Origin of the sequence: Bradyrhizobium sp. CCBAU 11430 (assembly GCF_028128855.1) — a bacterium.
GTDB classification, from domain to species: domain Bacteria; phylum Pseudomonadota; class Alphaproteobacteria; order Rhizobiales; family Xanthobacteraceae; genus Bradyrhizobium; species Bradyrhizobium ottawaense.
Window position 1 is genome coordinate 373,966 of record NZ_LBJV01000007.1, and the last position, 15,810, is coordinate 389,775.

The window sequence follows — 15,810 nt, forward strand, 5'->3', positions numbered from 1 at the left end:
AGATTTCGTGTCATTCAACGCCCACGCGATGCGTAGTTTTTCGGTGTTCCTTTTACGGAACGGTCGAGTTATCGGAATCCGGCAATCGGGCTGAAGCTGCGGCGTGTCATCACGCCGGTCGCGCTTCACGGTACGGTATACCGGACTCAACCAGTCCCGACGGGAATGCAGCATTCACCGAACACGGCGGCTCTCGATCGTTGATCGAGATGCCAGGGCCGCCGTTTCCCGTGGGACTTCTCAAATGAGACTGGCAATTGAAATTCTACAACTCCTGGTCCAATCGGCCGACAGCTGGCTTTTTGAAGGGAGCCTTGCGGGGCTGAGCGATCGGGAATGGATGGCCTTGCGCTTTCTCGCCCGCGCAAACAGGTTTTCGCGGACGCCCACGGCTCTCGCCAGCTTTCTGGGCACGACCCGCAGCGTCGCATCGCAGATCGCCGCCGTGCTCGAGAGCAAGGGGTTGATGGTTCGCAAGCCATCTGCAGAAGACAAGCGCTCGATTGCGCTCTGCATCACGAGCGAAGGCGAGAAGTTCCTCGAGCGCGATCCAATTAACGTCCTTCGAGATCAGCTCGTGACACTTGAGCTCCCCGATCGATCTCAGCTGCGCGATACGCTTCGCCGCGTCCTCGATGGGCTCGATGTTGCCAAGCGCCGTCACAATGCCGACGTCTGCGGCAGGTGCATGTTCCTGATCGAGAGCGGAGAGGGGAAGGGTCGTCACTTCAAGTGCCGGCTGTTCCGGAAATCCATAGCTCCAAGGGACACGACCCTGCTTTGCGCCTATTTCGAGGGACGAGGCTAGGCGGCACTGGTGCCCGTGAGGATTGCTGCCGCGCACCGTGTCCTCATCCCGAGGGCCCGCCAACGGCGGGCGTCTCGAAGGATGGCCATAGAGAAGTCGCTTCCAAATGCGATTGGCCTGCGCCTCTTGGGGGGTACACCTGGTCGGCTTACACAAACCTGACAGACGACTGGTTCGGCCGGACGCTTTTTCGCTGGCCGAGGCGTCCGGAATGATGGAAGACAGCGAAGATGCCGCGCGAGGCGTGCGGTGACCTGAGTATCCGGCAGATATGCGATGCGCCTTCTGATCGTCGAGGACAATGCCGAGCTGTCGCGCCTCGTCGCTGGCGGGCTGGCGGCGGCTGGCTATCAGAGCGACATCGTCGGCAGCGCGGCCGAGGCGCGCGAGGCGGTGAGCAGCGTCAGCTATGCCGCGATGATCCTCGATCTCGGGCTGCCCGACGGCGACGGCCTGTCGGTGCTGCGCGAGTTGCGCATCAAGATGGAACCGCTCCCCGTGCTGGTGCTGACCGCCCGCGGCGGCCTGCAGGACCGCGTCAGCGGCCTGCGCAGCGGCGCCGACGACTATCTCGCCAAGCCGTTCGCGATGGAGGAACTGGTGGCGCGGCTGGAGGCGATCCTGCGCCGGCCGGGCCAGCTGCTCGGCCGCTCGCTCAGTCTCGCCAACCTCGTCTACGACACCGAGAGCCGCCAGATCTTCGTCGACGACCAGCCGCGGATCATCTCCGCGCGCGAGACCTCGGTGCTGGAGATTTTGCTGCGCCGGCAGGGGCGGGTGGTGCCGAAGAAGAACGTCGAGGATCACATCTTCGGGCTCGACGGCGAGGTCGCCTCCAACGCGGTCGAGGTCTATGTTTCGCGGCTGCGCAAGCAGCTCGCTGAACACGGCGCCAAGGTCGTGATCCATACCATCCGCGGCGTCGGCTATCTCATGGACGTGGAGAAATAGCGTGACCCAGCTCGGATCCAACGTCGGATCCTATGCCGGGTCCTATGGCAGGTCTCCGACGTTCAAATCGCTGATCTGGCGCATCGTGTTCCTGCACATCCTGGCGGTCGCGGTGGTCGCGATCTTCCTGCCGCTGGTGCTGTTCTGGCTGCTCAATTCCGAGATCGACCAGCTGCATCGCGATGCCATGCGCGCCCAGGCCGAGGTGCTGGCGGAGCGCATCGTTGTTCAGCCGGGCGGATTGCTGACGTTCAATCTGCCCGACAGTCTCAAGGGTCTCTATTCGGAAGCGTATGGCCGCTATCAGTACGACATTCGCGATGCCGATGGCCGGCTGTTGTTCTCCTCCCATCGGCGCTCCGCCGCCACCGCTGCACCGCGCTCGTCGGAGAGCATTTCCGGCGCCGCCGTCACCCGCGACATCGACGGCAAGACGGTGCGCATCCAGGTTGCCGAGGACCTCGCGCACCGGGACGTCATCATCGACGACATCGTGTCGAATTTCTTCCGGCGCGTGGGATGGATCACCATCCCGATCCTGCTGGTCCTGCTCGCCACCGACATCATCATCTTCCGCCGCGCGATCGCGCCGCTGTGGAAGGCCTCCGAGGAGGCCAGCAATATCGGTCCGGCGCGCACCGACATCCGCCTGCCGACGGAGCAGATCCCGCGCGAGATCCTGCCGCTCGTCACCGCCGTCAACCAGGCGCTCGACCGCCTCGAAGGCGGCTTTCGGGTACAGCGGCAGTTCACCGCGGATGCCGCGCATCAATTGCGCACGCCGCTCGCGATCCTGCGCACGCGGATCGAGACGCTCGACGATCGGGCGGCACGGCATGCGCTGCATGCCGACATCGAAACCATGAGCCGCCTCGTCGCCCAGCTTCTGGAGATCGCCGAGCTCGACACCCTGGTGCTCGATCCCGGCGAGACTGCGGATTTGCGCGCCGTCTGCGCCGAAGTGGTCGCCTCGATCGCCCCGTTCGCGATCGCGCAGCACAAGGACATTGCGCTCCGGGGTACCGACGCGCCGGTCACGATCCACGGCAATGCGGAGATGCTGCAGCGCGCGGTGTTCAACCTGGCGGAAAACGCCATCAAGTTCACGGCAAAAGACACGACCGTTGACGTCGAGGTGCGCGAGGACGGTTCGGTGCGCGTGCGCGATAGCGGCCCGGGGATTGCGGAGGCCGAGCGTGAGCTGATCTTCCAGCGCTTCTGGCGCGCCGACCGCCGGCGCAGCGACGGCGCGGGACTTGGGCTTTCCATCGTGCGGGCGGTGGCGGACGATCACGCCGCGACGATTGCGGTGGAGAATCTTCCGGGGGGTGGAGCCGAGTTCACGCTGCGGTTTCGGCTGGCGGACAGCAACACCGCTTCACCCTCTCCCCTTGTGGGAGAGGGTGGCTCGCCGCGATAGCAGCGAGACGGGTGAGGGGTCTCTCTCCGCTAGTCTCACTCTCAATTGAATGCGCGGAGAGAGACCCCTCATCCGGCGCGAATCGCGTTCGCGCCACCTTCTCCCGCAAGAAGGCAGGGTAATCGCATATGGCGCATTGAGAGACCCGAGCGCGCGCCTCGTCCTTCGAGACGACCGCTTCGCGGTCTCCTCAGGATGAGGCTAAGCAGCATCGGTGCTCGTCGAAGCGAGTGCCGAACGTCCGGTCCTCATCCTGACGGCCCGCCAACGGCGGGCGTCTCGAAGGATGGCTACAGGCGAAATCGCTGCCATATGCGATTGCCCTGCACAAGAAGGGGAGAAGGAAGAAAGGCCGTCGCTACTTCAGTTTACCCGTGGACAGATCCATGATCATGCGTGTGGCCAGATACAACCGCGGCACGATGCTGTTGATCTGCACATATTCGGCGTCGTTGGAGTGCGCACCGAAGCCCGACAGGCCCATGCCCTCCACCACGGCTCCACTGGTCTTCAGCGCGGCAAACGCTGCGTCTGTGCCGCCCCCGGTCGCCTTCTCGTCGACCTTGAGGGACATTCCGAGCTCCTGATAGATCGTCTTGCCGTAGGCCGCCACGCGGCGCGAGGCCTCGTTGGCCTCTAACGGCGGGCGCCGCACCTCGAACTTCAAATCGACTTTGGAGTCCGGCAGCAGGCGATCCTTGATCTTGTCCTGGAGGGCCTTCTCCAACTCGTCGAAATCGGACACCTTAAGCGCGCGCGCATCGGCCTGGGCGGTGGCGTCGGCAGGGATCACATTGCGGTTGGTGCCGGATTTGGAGACCGTCCAGTTCAGCTTCAGGCCCTGCTCGGGCTTGGACAGGTCCTTCATCTGCAGCACCTGGTGCGAGAGCTCGTACAGCGCATTCACGCCGCCCTCGGGCCTTGCGCCGGCATGTGATGACTTGCCCTGCACGGTGAGATAGGCCGAGCCGATGCCACTGGTGGCGAGGCGCAGCGTGCCGTCGGTGCCGCCGCCTTCGAATGAGAACACCGCGTCCTGGTCAGAGGCAAATTTGGTGATGGTGCTGCGCCAGCCGGGGGAGGAGATCTCCTCGTCGCCGTTCGCGAGCACCGTGAGCGTGCCGTAATCCCTGAAGGCCAGCTTCTGCAGCAACGCCACGGTATGGAGAATGAGCGCGACGCCCTGCTTGTCATCGGCGATGCCGAGGCCGTAGGCCTTGTCGCCGTCGATGCGGAACGGTTGATCCTTCAGGTACACTGTGTCCATGTGGGCGATCAGCATGATCTTCTTGCTGCCTGTGCCCTTGAATGTGGCGTGCACGGCCGGTCCGATCTTCTCGGGCGTGTCGTCGAGGCGATAGATGTCGGTGGGTTGCAGGATCTCCACCGTGCCGCCGAGCTGTTTGAGCTGGCCTGCGACGCGCTCGGCGATCTGGTTCAGGCCTTCGATGTCCTTGCTGCCGGATTCGATGGCGACGAGATCGCGCAGCGTGTCGAGCAGCGGCTGCTGCTCCTTTTGCGCCAGCATGTGGACATCGGCGATCGGCTCAGCCTGCACCGTCGTTGCGGCATATGTCAGCCAGAGTGAGGCGATCAACGGGCCAATGAGCGATGCGGCAGGGTGCGATCGGGGCATGAGCGGCCATCCATGGGATTGAGGATGGCCCGGTATGCCTCCGTTTCCGGTGCTTGTCACGCGCGCCGTCGCGCGTCATGCGCCGCTTGAGCGGAGCACGACGGTGAGGGGCGTCCGCGGCTACTTCTGCGGCGGTCCGAGATCCAGCGGCGGCAACTCGATCTGCGGCACCTCGATCTTGATCGTGCTGGGGTCGATGGTCGACTGGACGCCCTTGTAGTGCATGACCATCGACGGGAACGCGATCACCAGAGCGACCATGATGATCTGGATGACGACGAATGGCACCGCGCCCCAATAGATCTGGCCGGTGGTGACAGGGTCCATCCGCTTGCCGGTGACGCGGTCGGTGTAGCGCTCCTTCGGGGCGACCGAGCGGAGATAGAACAGCGCGAAGCCGAACGGGGGATGCATGAACGAGGTCTGCATGTTGACGCCGAGAATGACGCCGAACCAGATCAGGTCGATGCCGAGATGCTCGGCGGCAGGTCCGAGCAGCGGGATCACGATGAAGGCCAGTTCGAAGAAGTCGAGGAAGAAGGCCAGCACGAACACGAACGCGTTGACGAAGATCAGGAAACCGACCTGGCCGCCGGGCAGCGAGGTGAGCAGGTGCTCGACCCAGACGTGCCCGTTGACGCCGTAGAAGGTGAGCGAGAAGACGCGGGCGCCGACCAGGATGAACACGACGAAAGCGGACAGCTTGGCCGTCGATTCCGTGGCCTGCCGGATCAGGTCCCAGCTCAGCCGCCGCTTCGCAGCACCGAGGATGAGGGCGCCGGCGGCGCCCATCGCGCCGCCTTCGGTCGGGGTCGCGATGCCGATGAAGATCGTGCCGAGCACCAGGAAGATCAGGAAGAGCGGCGGCACCATGACGAAGGTGGTCTGCTGCGCCATCTTGGACAGGAAACGGAAGCCGGTGAGCTTGTCGATAACCCAGTTCAGCACGGCGACGGCGAACGCGAAGATGATGCCGTAGAACATGCTGAGCACGACGTAATCGGCGCCGTGCGTCTCCGAATGGCGCATCATGAACCAGCCGAACACGCAGCTCGCGATGAAGAGCACACCGAGCGAGCGGAGGCCACGATCGCCACTCTCCTCGCGAAAGCCGATGGCCTCCTTTGGCAGGCCCGGGACGGCCTTCGGGAAGATCACGCTGACGAGGAAGGCGTAGAGGGCGTAGAGGCCCGCGAGCACGAGGCCCGGGATGAAGGCGCCCTCGTACATGTCGCCGACGGACTTGCCGAGCTGGTCTGCCATCACGATCAGGACGAGCGAGGGCGGAATGATCTGCGCGAGCGTGCCCGAAGCGGCGATGATGCCCGTCGCCACGCGCCGGTCGTAGCCATAGCGCAGCATGATGGGCAGCGAAATCAGTCCCATCGAGATCACGGAAGCGGCGACCACGCCCGTCGTTGCGGCGAGCAGCGCGCCGACGAACACCACCGCGTAGGCGAGGCCGCCGCGGATGGTTCCGAACAATTGGCCGATGGTGTCGAGCAGGTCCTCGGCCATGCCTGACCGCTCCAGCACCAGTCCCATGAAGGTGAAGAACGGGATGGCGAGCAGCGTGTCGTTGTTCATCACCCCGTAGACGCGCTCGGGAAGGGCCTGGAGGAAGTCCGGGTGGAATTGGCCGAGCTCGACGCCGATGATGGCGTAGAACAGGCCGACGGCGCCGAGCGAGAATGCCGCGGGATAGCCCAGCAGCAGCATGACGACCAGCGACGCGAACATGATGGGCGCCATATTGGCGATGATGAATGCGGTCATGACTTCCCCTAAACCGTCGCCAACGGCTATTTCTTCTCGATCGCTCCGACGAGATGCTCGACTTCCGCCTCGAGCGCCGACACCTGGGATTCATGCGGGTCCGGGATCAACCCGCGCATGACCGCGATGCGCTTGATCAGCTCGGAGATGCCTTGAACGAGCAGGAAAGCGAATCCGATCATGATCAGGGATTTGGCGGGCCATTGCGGCAGACCGCCGGCATTGCCGGACTGCTCGTTGATCTCGAACGAGCGCTGGAAGAACGGCACGCCCGTGATGATCATGACGATGCAGAGCGGAATGAGGAAGAACAGGTGACCGATCACGTCGATCAGGTTGCGGACCGGCTTCGGCAGCGCGTTGTTCACGATGTCGATGCGGATGTGCTCGTTGTCGAGCAGCGTCCACGGCGAGCACAGCAGGAACACGATGCTGAACAGCACCCATTGCAGCTCGAGCCATGAATTGGATGACGTGTCGAACGTCTTGCGGACGATCGCATTGACCGCGGAGATGATGACGGCGGCCACGATCAGCCACGCCAGGCGTTTGCCCGTCCAGCGTGTGAACGCGTCGATTCCTCGGCTCAGCTTCAGGAGCGCTTGCAACGACGGATCCTCCCGATCGTGCCCCGGCCGTCTTGACTGCCGAAGCGGGCGCGTGGCTTGTCTCGCCGCGCAGGCATGAGGCTGTCGCACCAAACCAGCGGCCATGCCGCACGTCAATTGGAAGTTTGTTGAGAGTTAAGGGGAATAAGGCCGCAGCCGATGGTGTCAGCCGCCGGTGACGCTCATGTGCCTGGAGACGCTGGGACGGTCGTGGCGGCGGTCGATGATGAAATCGTGGCCCTTGGGTTTCAAGCCGATGGCGCGGTCGATCGCATCCGCAAGCAGCATGTCGTCATCGGATGCACGCAGAGGTTTGCGCAAATCGGAGGCATCCTCGTGGCCGAGGCAGGTGTGCAGCGTTCCCGTACAGGTAATGCGAACCCGGTTGCATGATTCACAGAAATTATGCGTCATCGGCGTGATGAAGCCGAGCTTGCCGCCGGTCTCGGTGACGCTGACATAGCGGGCCGGACCTCCGGTGCTCTCCGCCAAATCCGTCAGCGTGAATTGCTGGGCGAGGCGCGCGCGCACCAGCGAGAGCGGCAGATACTGGTCGATGCGGCCCGAGCCGATCTCGCCCATCGGCATGACCTCGATCAGCGTCAGGCCCATGCCCTTGCCGTGGGCCCAGCGCATCAGGTCGGGAAGCTCGTCCTCGTTGAGGTTCTTCAGTGCCACCGCGTTGATCTTCACGGCAAGTCCTGCGGCGCGCGCGGCCTCGATGCCTTCCAGCACCTTGTCGATCTCGCCCCAGCGGGTGATCTCGCGAAATTTCTTGGGATCGAGCGTATCGAGCGAGACGTTGATGCGGCGCACGCCACAATCGGCGAGCTCGCTTGCGTGTTTCGCAAGCTGGGTGCCGTTGGTGGTCAGCGTCAGCTCGTTCAGGGCGCCGCTCGACAGATGCCGCGACAGCGAACGGACCAGCGTCATCACGTTGCGCCGGACCAGCGGCTCGCCACCGGTGAGCCGCAGCTTCTTGACGCCCTTGGCGATGAAGGCCGAGCAGAGCCGGTCGAGCTCCTCCAGCGTCAACAGGTTCGCCTTGGGCAGGAACGTCATGTCTTCCGACATGCAGTAAAAGCAGCGGAGGTCGCAGCGGTCGGTGACCGAAACGCGCAAATAGCTGATGGTCCGCCCGAACGGATCGGTCATCGGGGTGGACAGCGCGGCGGATCCGTTCATGCGAGAGGCCTTGTCACTGACGGCGACGGGCGCACCTTGGCTTCGGCGGTGCTCGGCACCCAATCTAAGCATCGGACGCGACGAGGACAATCGGGTGGTATACGTAGATCAGCGCCTGCCGGCGTTCGGATCGGGGAACGGTGAGCCCGCGGCCGTTGCGGCCTCAGTCGGTGCCGCAGCAGGCGCCGCGGCGGCCGGTTTGGGCTTCCTGGGCCGGTGCGGCTTGCGGATCGGTTTCGGCGGGGTGGCCGGCTGGAGTTCCGCAACCACCGGATTCGGGTCGGTGGCCACCGAGGCCGGGGTGGTGAAATCCCCGGGATTCTTGATCACGTTCACCGGGACACTCGCCGGCTGGTACTTGGGCAGCGCGAAAGCGACCGTAAACGGGGCCTCGGGTGCGGGAACCGAGACGGAGCAGGGTGTCTTGCAGCCCGGCCCGAGCGAGGTGGTGGCGTCGGCACCTGGCGGGTTGGATTCGATTCGGACCTGGACGGTCGGCGGGGCCGATTTGAACACGTCCCAGGACATCGAGGAGCAGCCCCCAAGACTTGTCGCTCCCAATAGACTCGCTCCGGCTAACGCAACCGCGATGACATGACGCATGACCCATCCACTTCAACTGCGACGAACCGCCACATAACCCCGCGCGGACTTTAGGAGCGTCGTCTGGGGGAGGGCAACCGGCGGGCTGCGCATAAATAATGAATGGTTAAGGGGCTATTTCGCGGAATAACGACGCCATATCAATAGCTTGATAGAGCTGCCGTCATCAGGCTGCTGGCGGCGGCTGGCAGGTCACGCATGTGATGGATCAGCCGGTCCGGCTTCAGGTCGGCGATCGGCACGTCGGTGTAGCCAAAACTGACCCCGATCACCGGCACTCCGGCCCGGCGGGCCACCCCGATATCGGTTCCGGCATCGCCGACCATGATGCTGGCTTTGACCGCTCCACCGGCGCGCGCCACCGTTTCACGAAAGATGGTCGGGTCGGGCTTCTGGACGCCAAAGGTGTCCGCGCCGCAGATCGCCGCGAAGCGGCGACTGAGGTCGAGCTGGTCCAGCAACCGCTTCGACAGCCATTCCAGCTTGTTGGTGCAGACGGCGAGGCGATGGCCCTGCGCGGAAAAATGGTCAAGCGCGGCCTCGAGCCCCTCGAAGGGGCGGGATTCGACCGCGATATGATCGGCGTAATAGGCGATGAAATCCGCGGTCATCCGGTCCATGTCGGCGGGGGTGACCGTGCGGCCCTCGGCCTCCAGCCCCCGCTCGATCAGCTTGCGGGCGCCGGCGCCGATCATGTTGCGGGCCGAGGCCATCGGCACGGGCGGCAGCCCTTCGCGGTCGAGCACGTGATTCAGCGCGGTGATCAGGTCGGGCGCCGTATCCACAAGCGTGCCGTCGAGATCGAAGACGATGGTGTGAGGGGAGGTCATGGTCCAAGCGCTACCGGCCCGGCAAGGTCAGTGCAAGGGGCGGCGCCATAAGATCAGCTTATAGCCTGGTTCCCCAGACACTGTTCTCCGGCGGAAAACGAGGCTACATAGGCCGCCGAAAGCGGCCACGATCGGCGGCACGTTCGAGACTTTAGAGGCGGGCGCAAACGTGAATATGGACCAGTTGAAGCGACAGGCCGCGGCGCGCGCGCTCGAGGAGGTGCGGGACGGCATGCAGCTCGGGCTCGGCACCGGCTCGACCGCCAAGCATTTCGTCGAGCTGCTCGGCGAGCGCGTCGCCGCCGGGCTCAAGGTGATCGGCGTGCCGACCTCCGAGGCGACTCGCCTCGATGCGACGCGGTGCGGCGTGCCGCTGACCACGCTCGACGAGATCGACCATCTCGACATCACCATCGACGGCGCCGACGAAATCGATCCCGCGCTCAACCTGATCAAGGGCGGCGGCGGCGCGCTGCTGCGCGAGAAGATCGTGGCAGCGGCCTCGGATCGCATGATCGTGATTGCAGATGACACCAAATGGGTGCCGACGCTCGGCAAATTTCCGCTGCCGATCGAGGTCATTCCGTTCGGCCTTGGCGCAACACGCCGTGCGATCGAGAAGGCATTTGCCGAGTGCGGCGTTTCCGGGCAAATGGCGGTCCGCAAGGCCAAGGGCGGGGACAAGGATGGCCACGTTTTCGTCACCGACGGCGGCCACTGGATCGTCGATGCCCAGCTCGGACAGATCGGGGATCCTGCCGGCCTCGCCAGCGCGTTGAGCGCGATCCCCGGCGTGGTCGAGCATGGGTTGTTCATCGGCTTGGCCAGCTCGGCTGTTCTGGCGGGCGGCGAGGGAATTCGCGTGATTGAACGGCGTAAGCCGAAAGGAGACTAGGAATGAAGAGCGTTTTGAAGATTTTGCCGGCTGCGACCCTCGCTGTGGGACTGGCCCTCTCGGTCGTCCCGGCCGCCGCGCAGCAGGCGGCGCCGAAGGCTGGCGCCGCACCCGCCCAGCCGAAGGCCACGCCGGCGGCGGTCGCGGCGGCCAGGGAAATTCTGCAGATCAAGAATGCCACCGCGATGTATCAAGGCGCGGTGCCGGGCCTGGTCGAGAAGACCAAGATCGCGCTGATCCAGCAGAATCTCAACTACCAGAAGGATCTCAACGAGGTTGCCGGCGTCGTCGCCCAGCAGCTCAACGGCCGCCAGAACGAGATTGGCGACGGCATGGCGCAGATCTATGCCAGCGAGTTCACCGAGCAGGAGCTGAAGGATCTCGTCACCTTCTACAAGTCGCCGCTGGGCAAGAAGCTGATCGACGCCGAGCCGCGCGCCATCGGCCTGTCCATGGCCTTCATGAACTCCTGGGCCCAGAACTTCTCCGAGACCGTGATGGGAGCCTTCCGCGCCGAGATGCGCAAGCGTGGCAAGGAGATCTGACAGACACTATCTGATCAGGACTTCCTGACAGGGGTCGGAGTGGACAATGGCTGAATTCGACGTCGACCTCTTCGTCATCGGTGGCGGCTCGGGCGGCGTGCGTGCCGCCCGCATCGCGGCCGGTTACGGCGCCCGCGTGACGATCGCGGAGGAGTACCGCATGGGCGGGACCTGCGTGATCCGCGGCTGCGTGCCGAAGAAGCTGTTCGTGATCGGCTCGCATTTTCGCCAAGAGCTCGAGGACGCCGCAGGTTTCGGCTGGACCGTTCCGCCCGCCAGCTTCGACTGGCCGACGCTGATCGCCAACAAGGACAAGGAGATCGCGCGGCTGGAGGCGGCCTACACCGCCAATGTCGAGAAGTCGGGCGCGCAGATCGTCAAGAGCCGGGCGGTGATCGAGGACAAGCACACCGTCCGCCTGCTCGAAAACGACCGCAAGATCACCGCAAGATACATCCTGATCGCCACCGGCGGCGCGCCCAACCACGGCGCGTCGATTCCCGGCATCGAGCACGTGATCTCCTCCAACGAAGCGTTCCACCTGAAGAAGCTGCCGAAGCGGATCGTGATCCAGGGCGGCGGCTACATCGCGCTGGAATTCGCCGGCATCTTCGCCGGATTCGGCTCCGACGTCACCGTGATCTATCGCGGCGACAACATCCTTCGCGGGTTTGACGAGGATGTTCGCACCCACGTTCGTGCCGAGATGGAGAAGCAGGGCATCACCATTCTCACCGGCTGCACGGTGAGCAAGGTCGATCGCCACGGCGAGGAGTTCACCACGCATTTGTCGAACGGATCGAGCATCGCCTCGGAGCAGGTGATGTTCGCGATCGGCCGCCATCCGGCGGTGGCCAATCTCGGCCTCGAGAATGCCGGCGTCGCCATCAACCCGAACAATGGCGGCATCGCGGTCGATCATTTCTCCAGGAGCTCGGTCGACAGCATCTACGCGATCGGCGACGTCACCCATCGCTTCAACCTGACGCCGGTCGCGATCCGCGAGGGCCACGCCTTCGCCGACACCGTGTTCGGCAAGCGCGAGGTGAAGGTCGACCACGCCAACATCCCGACCGCGGTGTTCTCGCAGCCGGAGGTCGGCACCGTCGGTCTCACCGAGACTGAAGCGCGCGCGCAGTTCAGTCACGTCGACATCTACAAGACCTCGTTCCGCCCGATCAAGGCGACGATGTCCGGCCGCGACACCCGCGTGCTGATGAAGCTCGTGGTCGACGGCTCGACCGATCGCGTGCTCGGCTGCCACATCGTCGGCGATGCGGCCGCCGAGATCACGCAAGCCGTCGCGATCGCGGTGAAGATGAAGGCGACCAAGGCCGATTTCGACGCGACGATCGCGCTGCATCCGACGGCGGCCGAAGAGCTCGTCACCATGCGCACCCCGACCGCGCGCCACGTGCGCCAGGCCGCGGAGTAGGCCTTACTCACGAAGTCACTTCACTCGGTTTCGGTGATCTTTCCCTTGCCTTCGCAGGCCTCGCATTTGACCGGGTAGACTTTGCGGCCCGGCGAAGCCGCCTTGATGGACAGAGGAAAGCCCGTTCCGCTGCACGCCGGGCAGGTCCGCTCTTTGATTTTCGGGGCCATGGTCGTTCCTTTCCGACAGCTTCATACATTCTCAGATCAATGCAGCGTTTCGGCCGCGGCTTCGTCGATTGCGGCCATCAAATCGGCCGTATCCGACTGTTGGATCATATGACCCGCTCTCGCGACGCGTCGCATCTTGCTGTGCCTGATTTCCTCATGGAGGCGACCGGACTGTTCGTCGATGTCGATGAAGCGCCCCTGCGGCGGGTTCTCGCGTTGAGCCTTGTCGGCGAGCTTTCGATTGACGACCGCAGCCGTGGCCATCAAGGCGACAGGCGCGGCAATCGCGGACGCGACCGGATTTTCTGCAAGAACGCGAAGGCTCGTGGCCGCCAAAGATGGCGAACGTTTCTTCAGTATGCGCATCTGAAAACTTTCGATGAAGATATTGGAAGGGAAGAAAGGGAGCGTACGCCCATGGCCTGATCTCGGGGACGCATGCATCCATGGGCAGACGCAACAGGAGAGGCCGCGATATGTTCCTAAGTCCCACGGATTGGTACGGCAGGAAGACTGTCACTCAAACGGAAGCCCCGCCGGAGCATCGTTCATCGGCACGTGAAGTGTGGTCGGGGTATGGCCACGGGCCGGATGCCGGGAACGTATTTTCGGCGCCGCGCTCTGGTGAATGGCGATTGAGACCCCACATTGAATGTATCGCTAGCACAACACACGACAGGCGCTAGTGGCCGAGAGACGTTACAGCGCTCCCGCCGAAACAGGAGGCGCGCATTGAACGTTTTGCAATATCCCCTGCATCTTTGTCGCAAGTTTGAACGCCGCTGGAGCGCGAAAGTGGTTCAGGACGACGGCGAAATGACCGCGTCGCAAGCGACGGTCGGCTGCGGCGTGTGCGGGCGGCTCGCTGCGGCCCCGGTGCACTCGACCTACTTGCCCATAGGCAAGTTCGTCTATCAATGGCGGTGTTCTGTGTGCCGACACTCCTGGCAGACTTCTGCCGATCCCGCGAGCGGCACGGAGATCCAGGTCAGTCGGTCCCGGCATCTTCGGGAGAATGCCGGACGCTGTCTGACCCTGGAAGGCACCGCTCCCAGCGACGCGGCGCGCAAGCGGTACAGGCGAATGGGCGATGCCTGGCTCGCTCTCGCGGAAACTGAGGATTGGCTCGACGGCGCGGTCCCGCCGGTCCTGCGCCCTAAAAAGGCGCAGGCTTGATCGACCTCGACTCTCCCAAGGCACCAAGGACATTTGTCATGACAGAGAATCGCAGCCGCATCCATCAGGCGGGTTCACTTGCCGAGCGTCTGGCGGCCGATGCACTGAGATTGCGCGAACAGGCCGCGCGCCTTGAACCCGGTGCAGAGCGCGACGCGCTCCTGAACAAAGCGCACCGCAACAAGATGGCTGTCGATATCAATGCCTGTCTGACCTTTCCGGGGCGCCGGGTCCCGGAATAGCCAACGGGACCTTCTACGCTCGGTCGTACAGATATCCGACCGGCTTGCCTTCGGTCCGCAGGGGACGCATGTCCTTCCGTGTGATGATCTGGCCGGCGAGACCGTCGATCTCGTCGCGCTGCGTCGGCGTCCAGCCGCGAAGGTCGTCGATACCCCTGAGAAGGCCGAGCCGGAGCACCTGCGTGTTCTCGCCGACCGCAATGAGGCTGATCGAGCTCTTGCCTGCGGTCACGACGTCGCCGGCCGCGAGCTCGAAGGTCTCGCCCGCCTTGGTCCTGAATTCGGCCGTGCCGCGAATGACGCGATAGATCACGACCTCGCCCTTGGCGAACGAGGCGGCGTCCGCGGATGCCAATGTACTCTTCGGCAGAAGCGACCCGCCGCGCGGGTCGGTTGCGATGATGTGGCCGGTGACGAGCTGGCCGCTCGGCGCCTCGATGCCGATATCGCGCACGTAAACCGGCAGCGCTGACTTGATCGAGCCGTCGCAAAGCGGCTTGAACAACGCATCCAGCGCCAGCGGATCCTGAAGCCAGAAGCCGGCATTGGCCGGGCGATCGTGCAGCGGATGGCTCCAGGCCACGCGCGGCGTTTCGGCTTCGTTGATCTGATCGGGACCGACGATGGTGGGATTCGGAAAGGTGGTGGGATCGGTGATGAAGGCTTCGAGGAATTTGCCCGAATAGCCCATCGAGACCGGATCCGGTACCACCGTCTGCGGCGTCTTCAAATTCTCTTCGGTCGTCAGGCCCGACCAGGTGTAGAACAACTGGCGATGCACGATCGCGCTTTGCAGCATCGCCGCGCCGGGGCCGACATTGTAGAAGCGCCCGTCATAGTCGAAGGTGAAAGCGCCCGAGGTGACCAGCACGAGCTGAAAGCCGCCGGGCGGCAGATGCAGATGGAAGTCGGTGGGACCGGTGTCGGGACGGTAGATCGGCAGATTGGTCGCGACTTCGTGCAGCAGGAAGGTCTCGTTGTTGGCGTGAAAGCCTTCATTGGCGCGATTGTAGAGCGCTTGCGGACGATACGTCGCCTCGAACTTCGCATTCCGGTCGCGATCGATTGCGACGAAGTCCTGGGTGTTGAGGCGGAGCGGCGCGCCATTCGGATGGGTGAGGCCGGTCGTCTTGAGATCGCCCGCAGCATGCACGTTCATGACGTTCTCCGCTCTGCGCCGTTGCTTCGCTTGCACCGTCATTGCGAATTTTGGGCCAGTTGGTTTGCGAAGGAGCAAGCCGGCCTGGCGCCGCGATGCCGGCGTGCCCGTTCGGGAAAAATCCGGTGGCTGCACGGAGGGTTAGATCGACGGCTTGTCCTGATGGGTCGGACGCGTACCAGGGACGCGCACTTTCGGCGTAGCGAGGGGGCTGTCTAATTTGTCGGCAGGCGCGAGTGCGCGTGCAGCGGCGGCGGTGCCGGATCGGTCCGATGGCGCCTTCGGGATTCAGCGAAAACGTCGCGACCGGGCAGGGCGGTGATTGACAGAATGTTCATGTTTTGTTCTTATGCTGCGACCGAGATGGAGGC

Annotated in this window: 17 protein-coding genes; 8 read left to right on the forward strand and 9 right to left on the reverse strand. The window is 64.0% G+C overall.

The genetic code is table 11. The features are described 5' to 3' along the window. Nucleotides 1-244 precede the first annotated feature (244 nt). From XI04_RS06445 to XI04_RS06455, 3 genes are all read left to right on the forward strand, one after another. Complete coding sequence (locus XI04_RS06445) at nucleotides 245-808, forward strand: MarR family winged helix-turn-helix transcriptional regulator (RefSeq protein WP_152103128.1); 564 nt, start codon at nucleotides 245-247, stop codon at nucleotides 806-808. Between the two features lie 276 nt (nucleotides 809-1,084). After that, the gene (locus tag XI04_RS06450; protein WP_018319980.1) at nucleotides 1,085-1,759 is read left to right on the forward strand and encodes a response regulator; all 675 of its coding nucleotides are present in this window, start codon (nucleotides 1,085-1,087) and stop codon (nucleotides 1,757-1,759) included. 1 nt (nucleotide 1,760) lies between these two features. Next, nucleotides 1,761-3,179, forward strand: a complete 1,419-nt coding sequence (locus XI04_RS06455; RefSeq protein ID WP_271608273.1) for a sensor histidine kinase — start codon at nucleotides 1,761-1,763, stop codon at nucleotides 3,177-3,179. Between the two features lie 358 nt (nucleotides 3,180-3,537). On the opposite strand, the gene XI04_RS06460 is transcribed toward XI04_RS06455, so the two are convergent. The 6 genes from XI04_RS06460 to XI04_RS06485 all read right to left on the reverse strand — a co-directional run bounded on the left by XI04_RS06460 (nucleotide 3,538) and on the right by XI04_RS06485 (nucleotide 9,817). Beyond that, the gene (locus XI04_RS06460; protein ID WP_271608272.1) at nucleotides 3,538-4,815 is read right to left on the reverse strand and encodes a M20/M25/M40 family metallo-hydrolase; all 1,278 of its coding nucleotides are present in this window, start codon (nucleotides 4,813-4,815) and stop codon (nucleotides 3,538-3,540) included. A 120-nt stretch (nucleotides 4,816-4,935) separates the two neighbouring features. Then, complete coding sequence (locus tag XI04_RS06465; RefSeq protein ID WP_212428867.1) at nucleotides 4,936-6,591, reverse strand: TRAP transporter large permease; 1,656 nt, start codon at nucleotides 6,589-6,591, stop codon at nucleotides 4,936-4,938. 26 nt (nucleotides 6,592-6,617) lie between these two features. Beyond that, on the reverse strand, nucleotides 6,618-7,199 hold the full coding sequence (locus XI04_RS06470) for a TRAP transporter small permease subunit (protein ID WP_028145301.1): 582 nt from the start codon (nucleotides 7,197-7,199) through the stop codon (nucleotides 6,618-6,620). Between the two features lie 165 nt (nucleotides 7,200-7,364). Further along, nucleotides 7,365-8,384 (reverse strand): GTP 3',8-cyclase MoaA, encoded by a 1,020-nt coding sequence (gene moaA / locus XI04_RS06475; RefSeq protein ID WP_018319985.1) that lies wholly within the window; start codon nucleotides 8,382-8,384, stop codon nucleotides 7,365-7,367. Between the two features lie 108 nt (nucleotides 8,385-8,492). Next, a complete protein-coding gene (locus tag XI04_RS06480) occupies nucleotides 8,493-8,987 on the reverse strand; it encodes a hypothetical protein (protein ID WP_271608271.1) in 495 nt (164 codons plus the stop codon). 140 nt (nucleotides 8,988-9,127) lie between these two features. Next, nucleotides 9,128-9,817, reverse strand: coding sequence for an HAD family hydrolase (locus XI04_RS06485; RefSeq protein WP_271608270.1), 690 nt, complete (start codon nucleotides 9,815-9,817; stop codon nucleotides 9,128-9,130). 169 nt (nucleotides 9,818-9,986) lie between these two features. On the opposite strand from XI04_RS06485, the gene rpiA reads away from it, so the two are divergent. From rpiA to gor, 3 genes are read left to right on the forward strand one after another with little or no spacing between them, the layout of a single operon-like run. Further along, nucleotides 9,987-10,712, forward strand: coding sequence for a ribose-5-phosphate isomerase RpiA (gene rpiA, locus XI04_RS06490; protein ID WP_038946268.1), 726 nt, complete (start codon nucleotides 9,987-9,989; stop codon nucleotides 10,710-10,712). A gap of 2 nt (nucleotides 10,713-10,714) precedes the next feature. Then, nucleotides 10,715-11,257 (forward strand): DUF2059 domain-containing protein, encoded by a 543-nt coding sequence (locus XI04_RS06495; protein ID WP_028145297.1) that lies wholly within the window; start codon nucleotides 10,715-10,717, stop codon nucleotides 11,255-11,257. A 46-nt stretch (nucleotides 11,258-11,303) separates the two neighbouring features. Beyond that, the gene (gene gor / locus XI04_RS06500; protein ID WP_095425860.1) at nucleotides 11,304-12,692 is read left to right on the forward strand and encodes a glutathione-disulfide reductase; all 1,389 of its coding nucleotides are present in this window, start codon (nucleotides 11,304-11,306) and stop codon (nucleotides 12,690-12,692) included. Nucleotides 12,693-12,712: 20 nt separating this feature from the next. On the opposite strand, the gene XI04_RS06505 is transcribed toward gor, so the two are convergent. Further along, entirely contained in the window at nucleotides 12,713-12,862 is a 150-nt protein-coding gene (locus XI04_RS06505) for a hypothetical protein (RefSeq protein WP_154694136.1), read from the reverse strand. Between the two features lie 36 nt (nucleotides 12,863-12,898). Then, nucleotides 12,899-13,228: a hypothetical protein gene (locus XI04_RS06510; protein WP_240536299.1), complete on the reverse strand. Its 330-nt coding sequence runs from the start codon at nucleotides 13,226-13,228 to the stop codon at nucleotides 12,899-12,901. A gap of 366 nt (nucleotides 13,229-13,594) precedes the next feature. Here XI04_RS06510 and XI04_RS06515 point away from each other — a divergent pair, with 366 nt between their 5' ends. Then, nucleotides 13,595-14,038: a hypothetical protein gene (locus XI04_RS06515; RefSeq protein ID WP_271608268.1), complete on the forward strand. Its 444-nt coding sequence runs from the start codon at nucleotides 13,595-13,597 to the stop codon at nucleotides 14,036-14,038. A 38-nt stretch (nucleotides 14,039-14,076) separates the two neighbouring features. Next, nucleotides 14,077-14,280, forward strand: a complete 204-nt coding sequence (locus XI04_RS06520; RefSeq protein WP_049824288.1) for a hypothetical protein — start codon at nucleotides 14,077-14,079, stop codon at nucleotides 14,278-14,280. A gap of 13 nt (nucleotides 14,281-14,293) precedes the next feature. Here the strand turns inward: XI04_RS06520 and XI04_RS06525 are convergent, their stop codons facing one another. Further along, a complete protein-coding gene (locus XI04_RS06525; protein ID WP_095425952.1) occupies nucleotides 14,294-15,439 on the reverse strand; it encodes a hypothetical protein in 1,146 nt (381 codons plus the stop codon). Between the last annotated feature and the right edge of the window lie 371 nt (nucleotides 15,440-15,810).

Bases quoted from the DNA above. Each gene is read 5' to 3' on its own strand.
- XI04_RS06445 (WP_152103128.1), top strand. From the start codon at position 245: ATGAGACTGGCAATTGAAATTCTACAACTCCTGGTCCAATCGGCCGAC.
- XI04_RS06450 (WP_018319980.1), top strand. From the start codon at position 1,085: ATGCGCCTTCTGATCGTCGAGGACAATGCCGAGCTGTCGCGCCTCGTC.
- XI04_RS06460 (WP_271608272.1), bottom strand. From the start codon at position 4,815: ATGCCCCGATCGCACCCTGCCGCATCGCTCATTGGCCCGTTGATCGCC.
- XI04_RS06465 (WP_212428867.1), bottom strand. From the start codon at position 6,591: ATGACCGCATTCATCATCGCCAATATGGCGCCCATCATGTTCGCGTCG.
- moaA (WP_018319985.1), bottom strand. From the start codon at position 8,384: ATGAACGGATCCGCCGCGCTGTCCACCCCGATGACCGATCCGTTCGGG.
- XI04_RS06480 (WP_271608271.1), bottom strand. From the start codon at position 8,987: ATGCGTCATGTCATCGCGGTTGCGTTAGCCGGAGCGAGTCTATTGGGA.
- XI04_RS06485 (WP_271608270.1), bottom strand. From the start codon at position 9,817: ATGACCTCCCCTCACACCATCGTCTTCGATCTCGACGGCACGCTTGTG.
- XI04_RS06495 (WP_028145297.1), top strand. From the start codon at position 10,715: ATGAAGAGCGTTTTGAAGATTTTGCCGGCTGCGACCCTCGCTGTGGGA.
- gor (WP_095425860.1), top strand. From the start codon at position 11,304: ATGGCTGAATTCGACGTCGACCTCTTCGTCATCGGTGGCGGCTCGGGC.
- XI04_RS06505 (WP_154694136.1), bottom strand. From the start codon at position 12,862: ATGGCCCCGAAAATCAAAGAGCGGACCTGCCCGGCGTGCAGCGGAACG.
- XI04_RS06510 (WP_240536299.1), bottom strand. From the start codon at position 13,228: ATGCGCATACTGAAGAAACGTTCGCCATCTTTGGCGGCCACGAGCCTT.
- XI04_RS06520 (WP_049824288.1), top strand. From the start codon at position 14,077: ATGACAGAGAATCGCAGCCGCATCCATCAGGCGGGTTCACTTGCCGAG.
- XI04_RS06525 (WP_095425952.1), bottom strand. From the start codon at position 15,439: ATGAACGTGCATGCTGCGGGCGATCTCAAGACGACCGGCCTCACCCAT.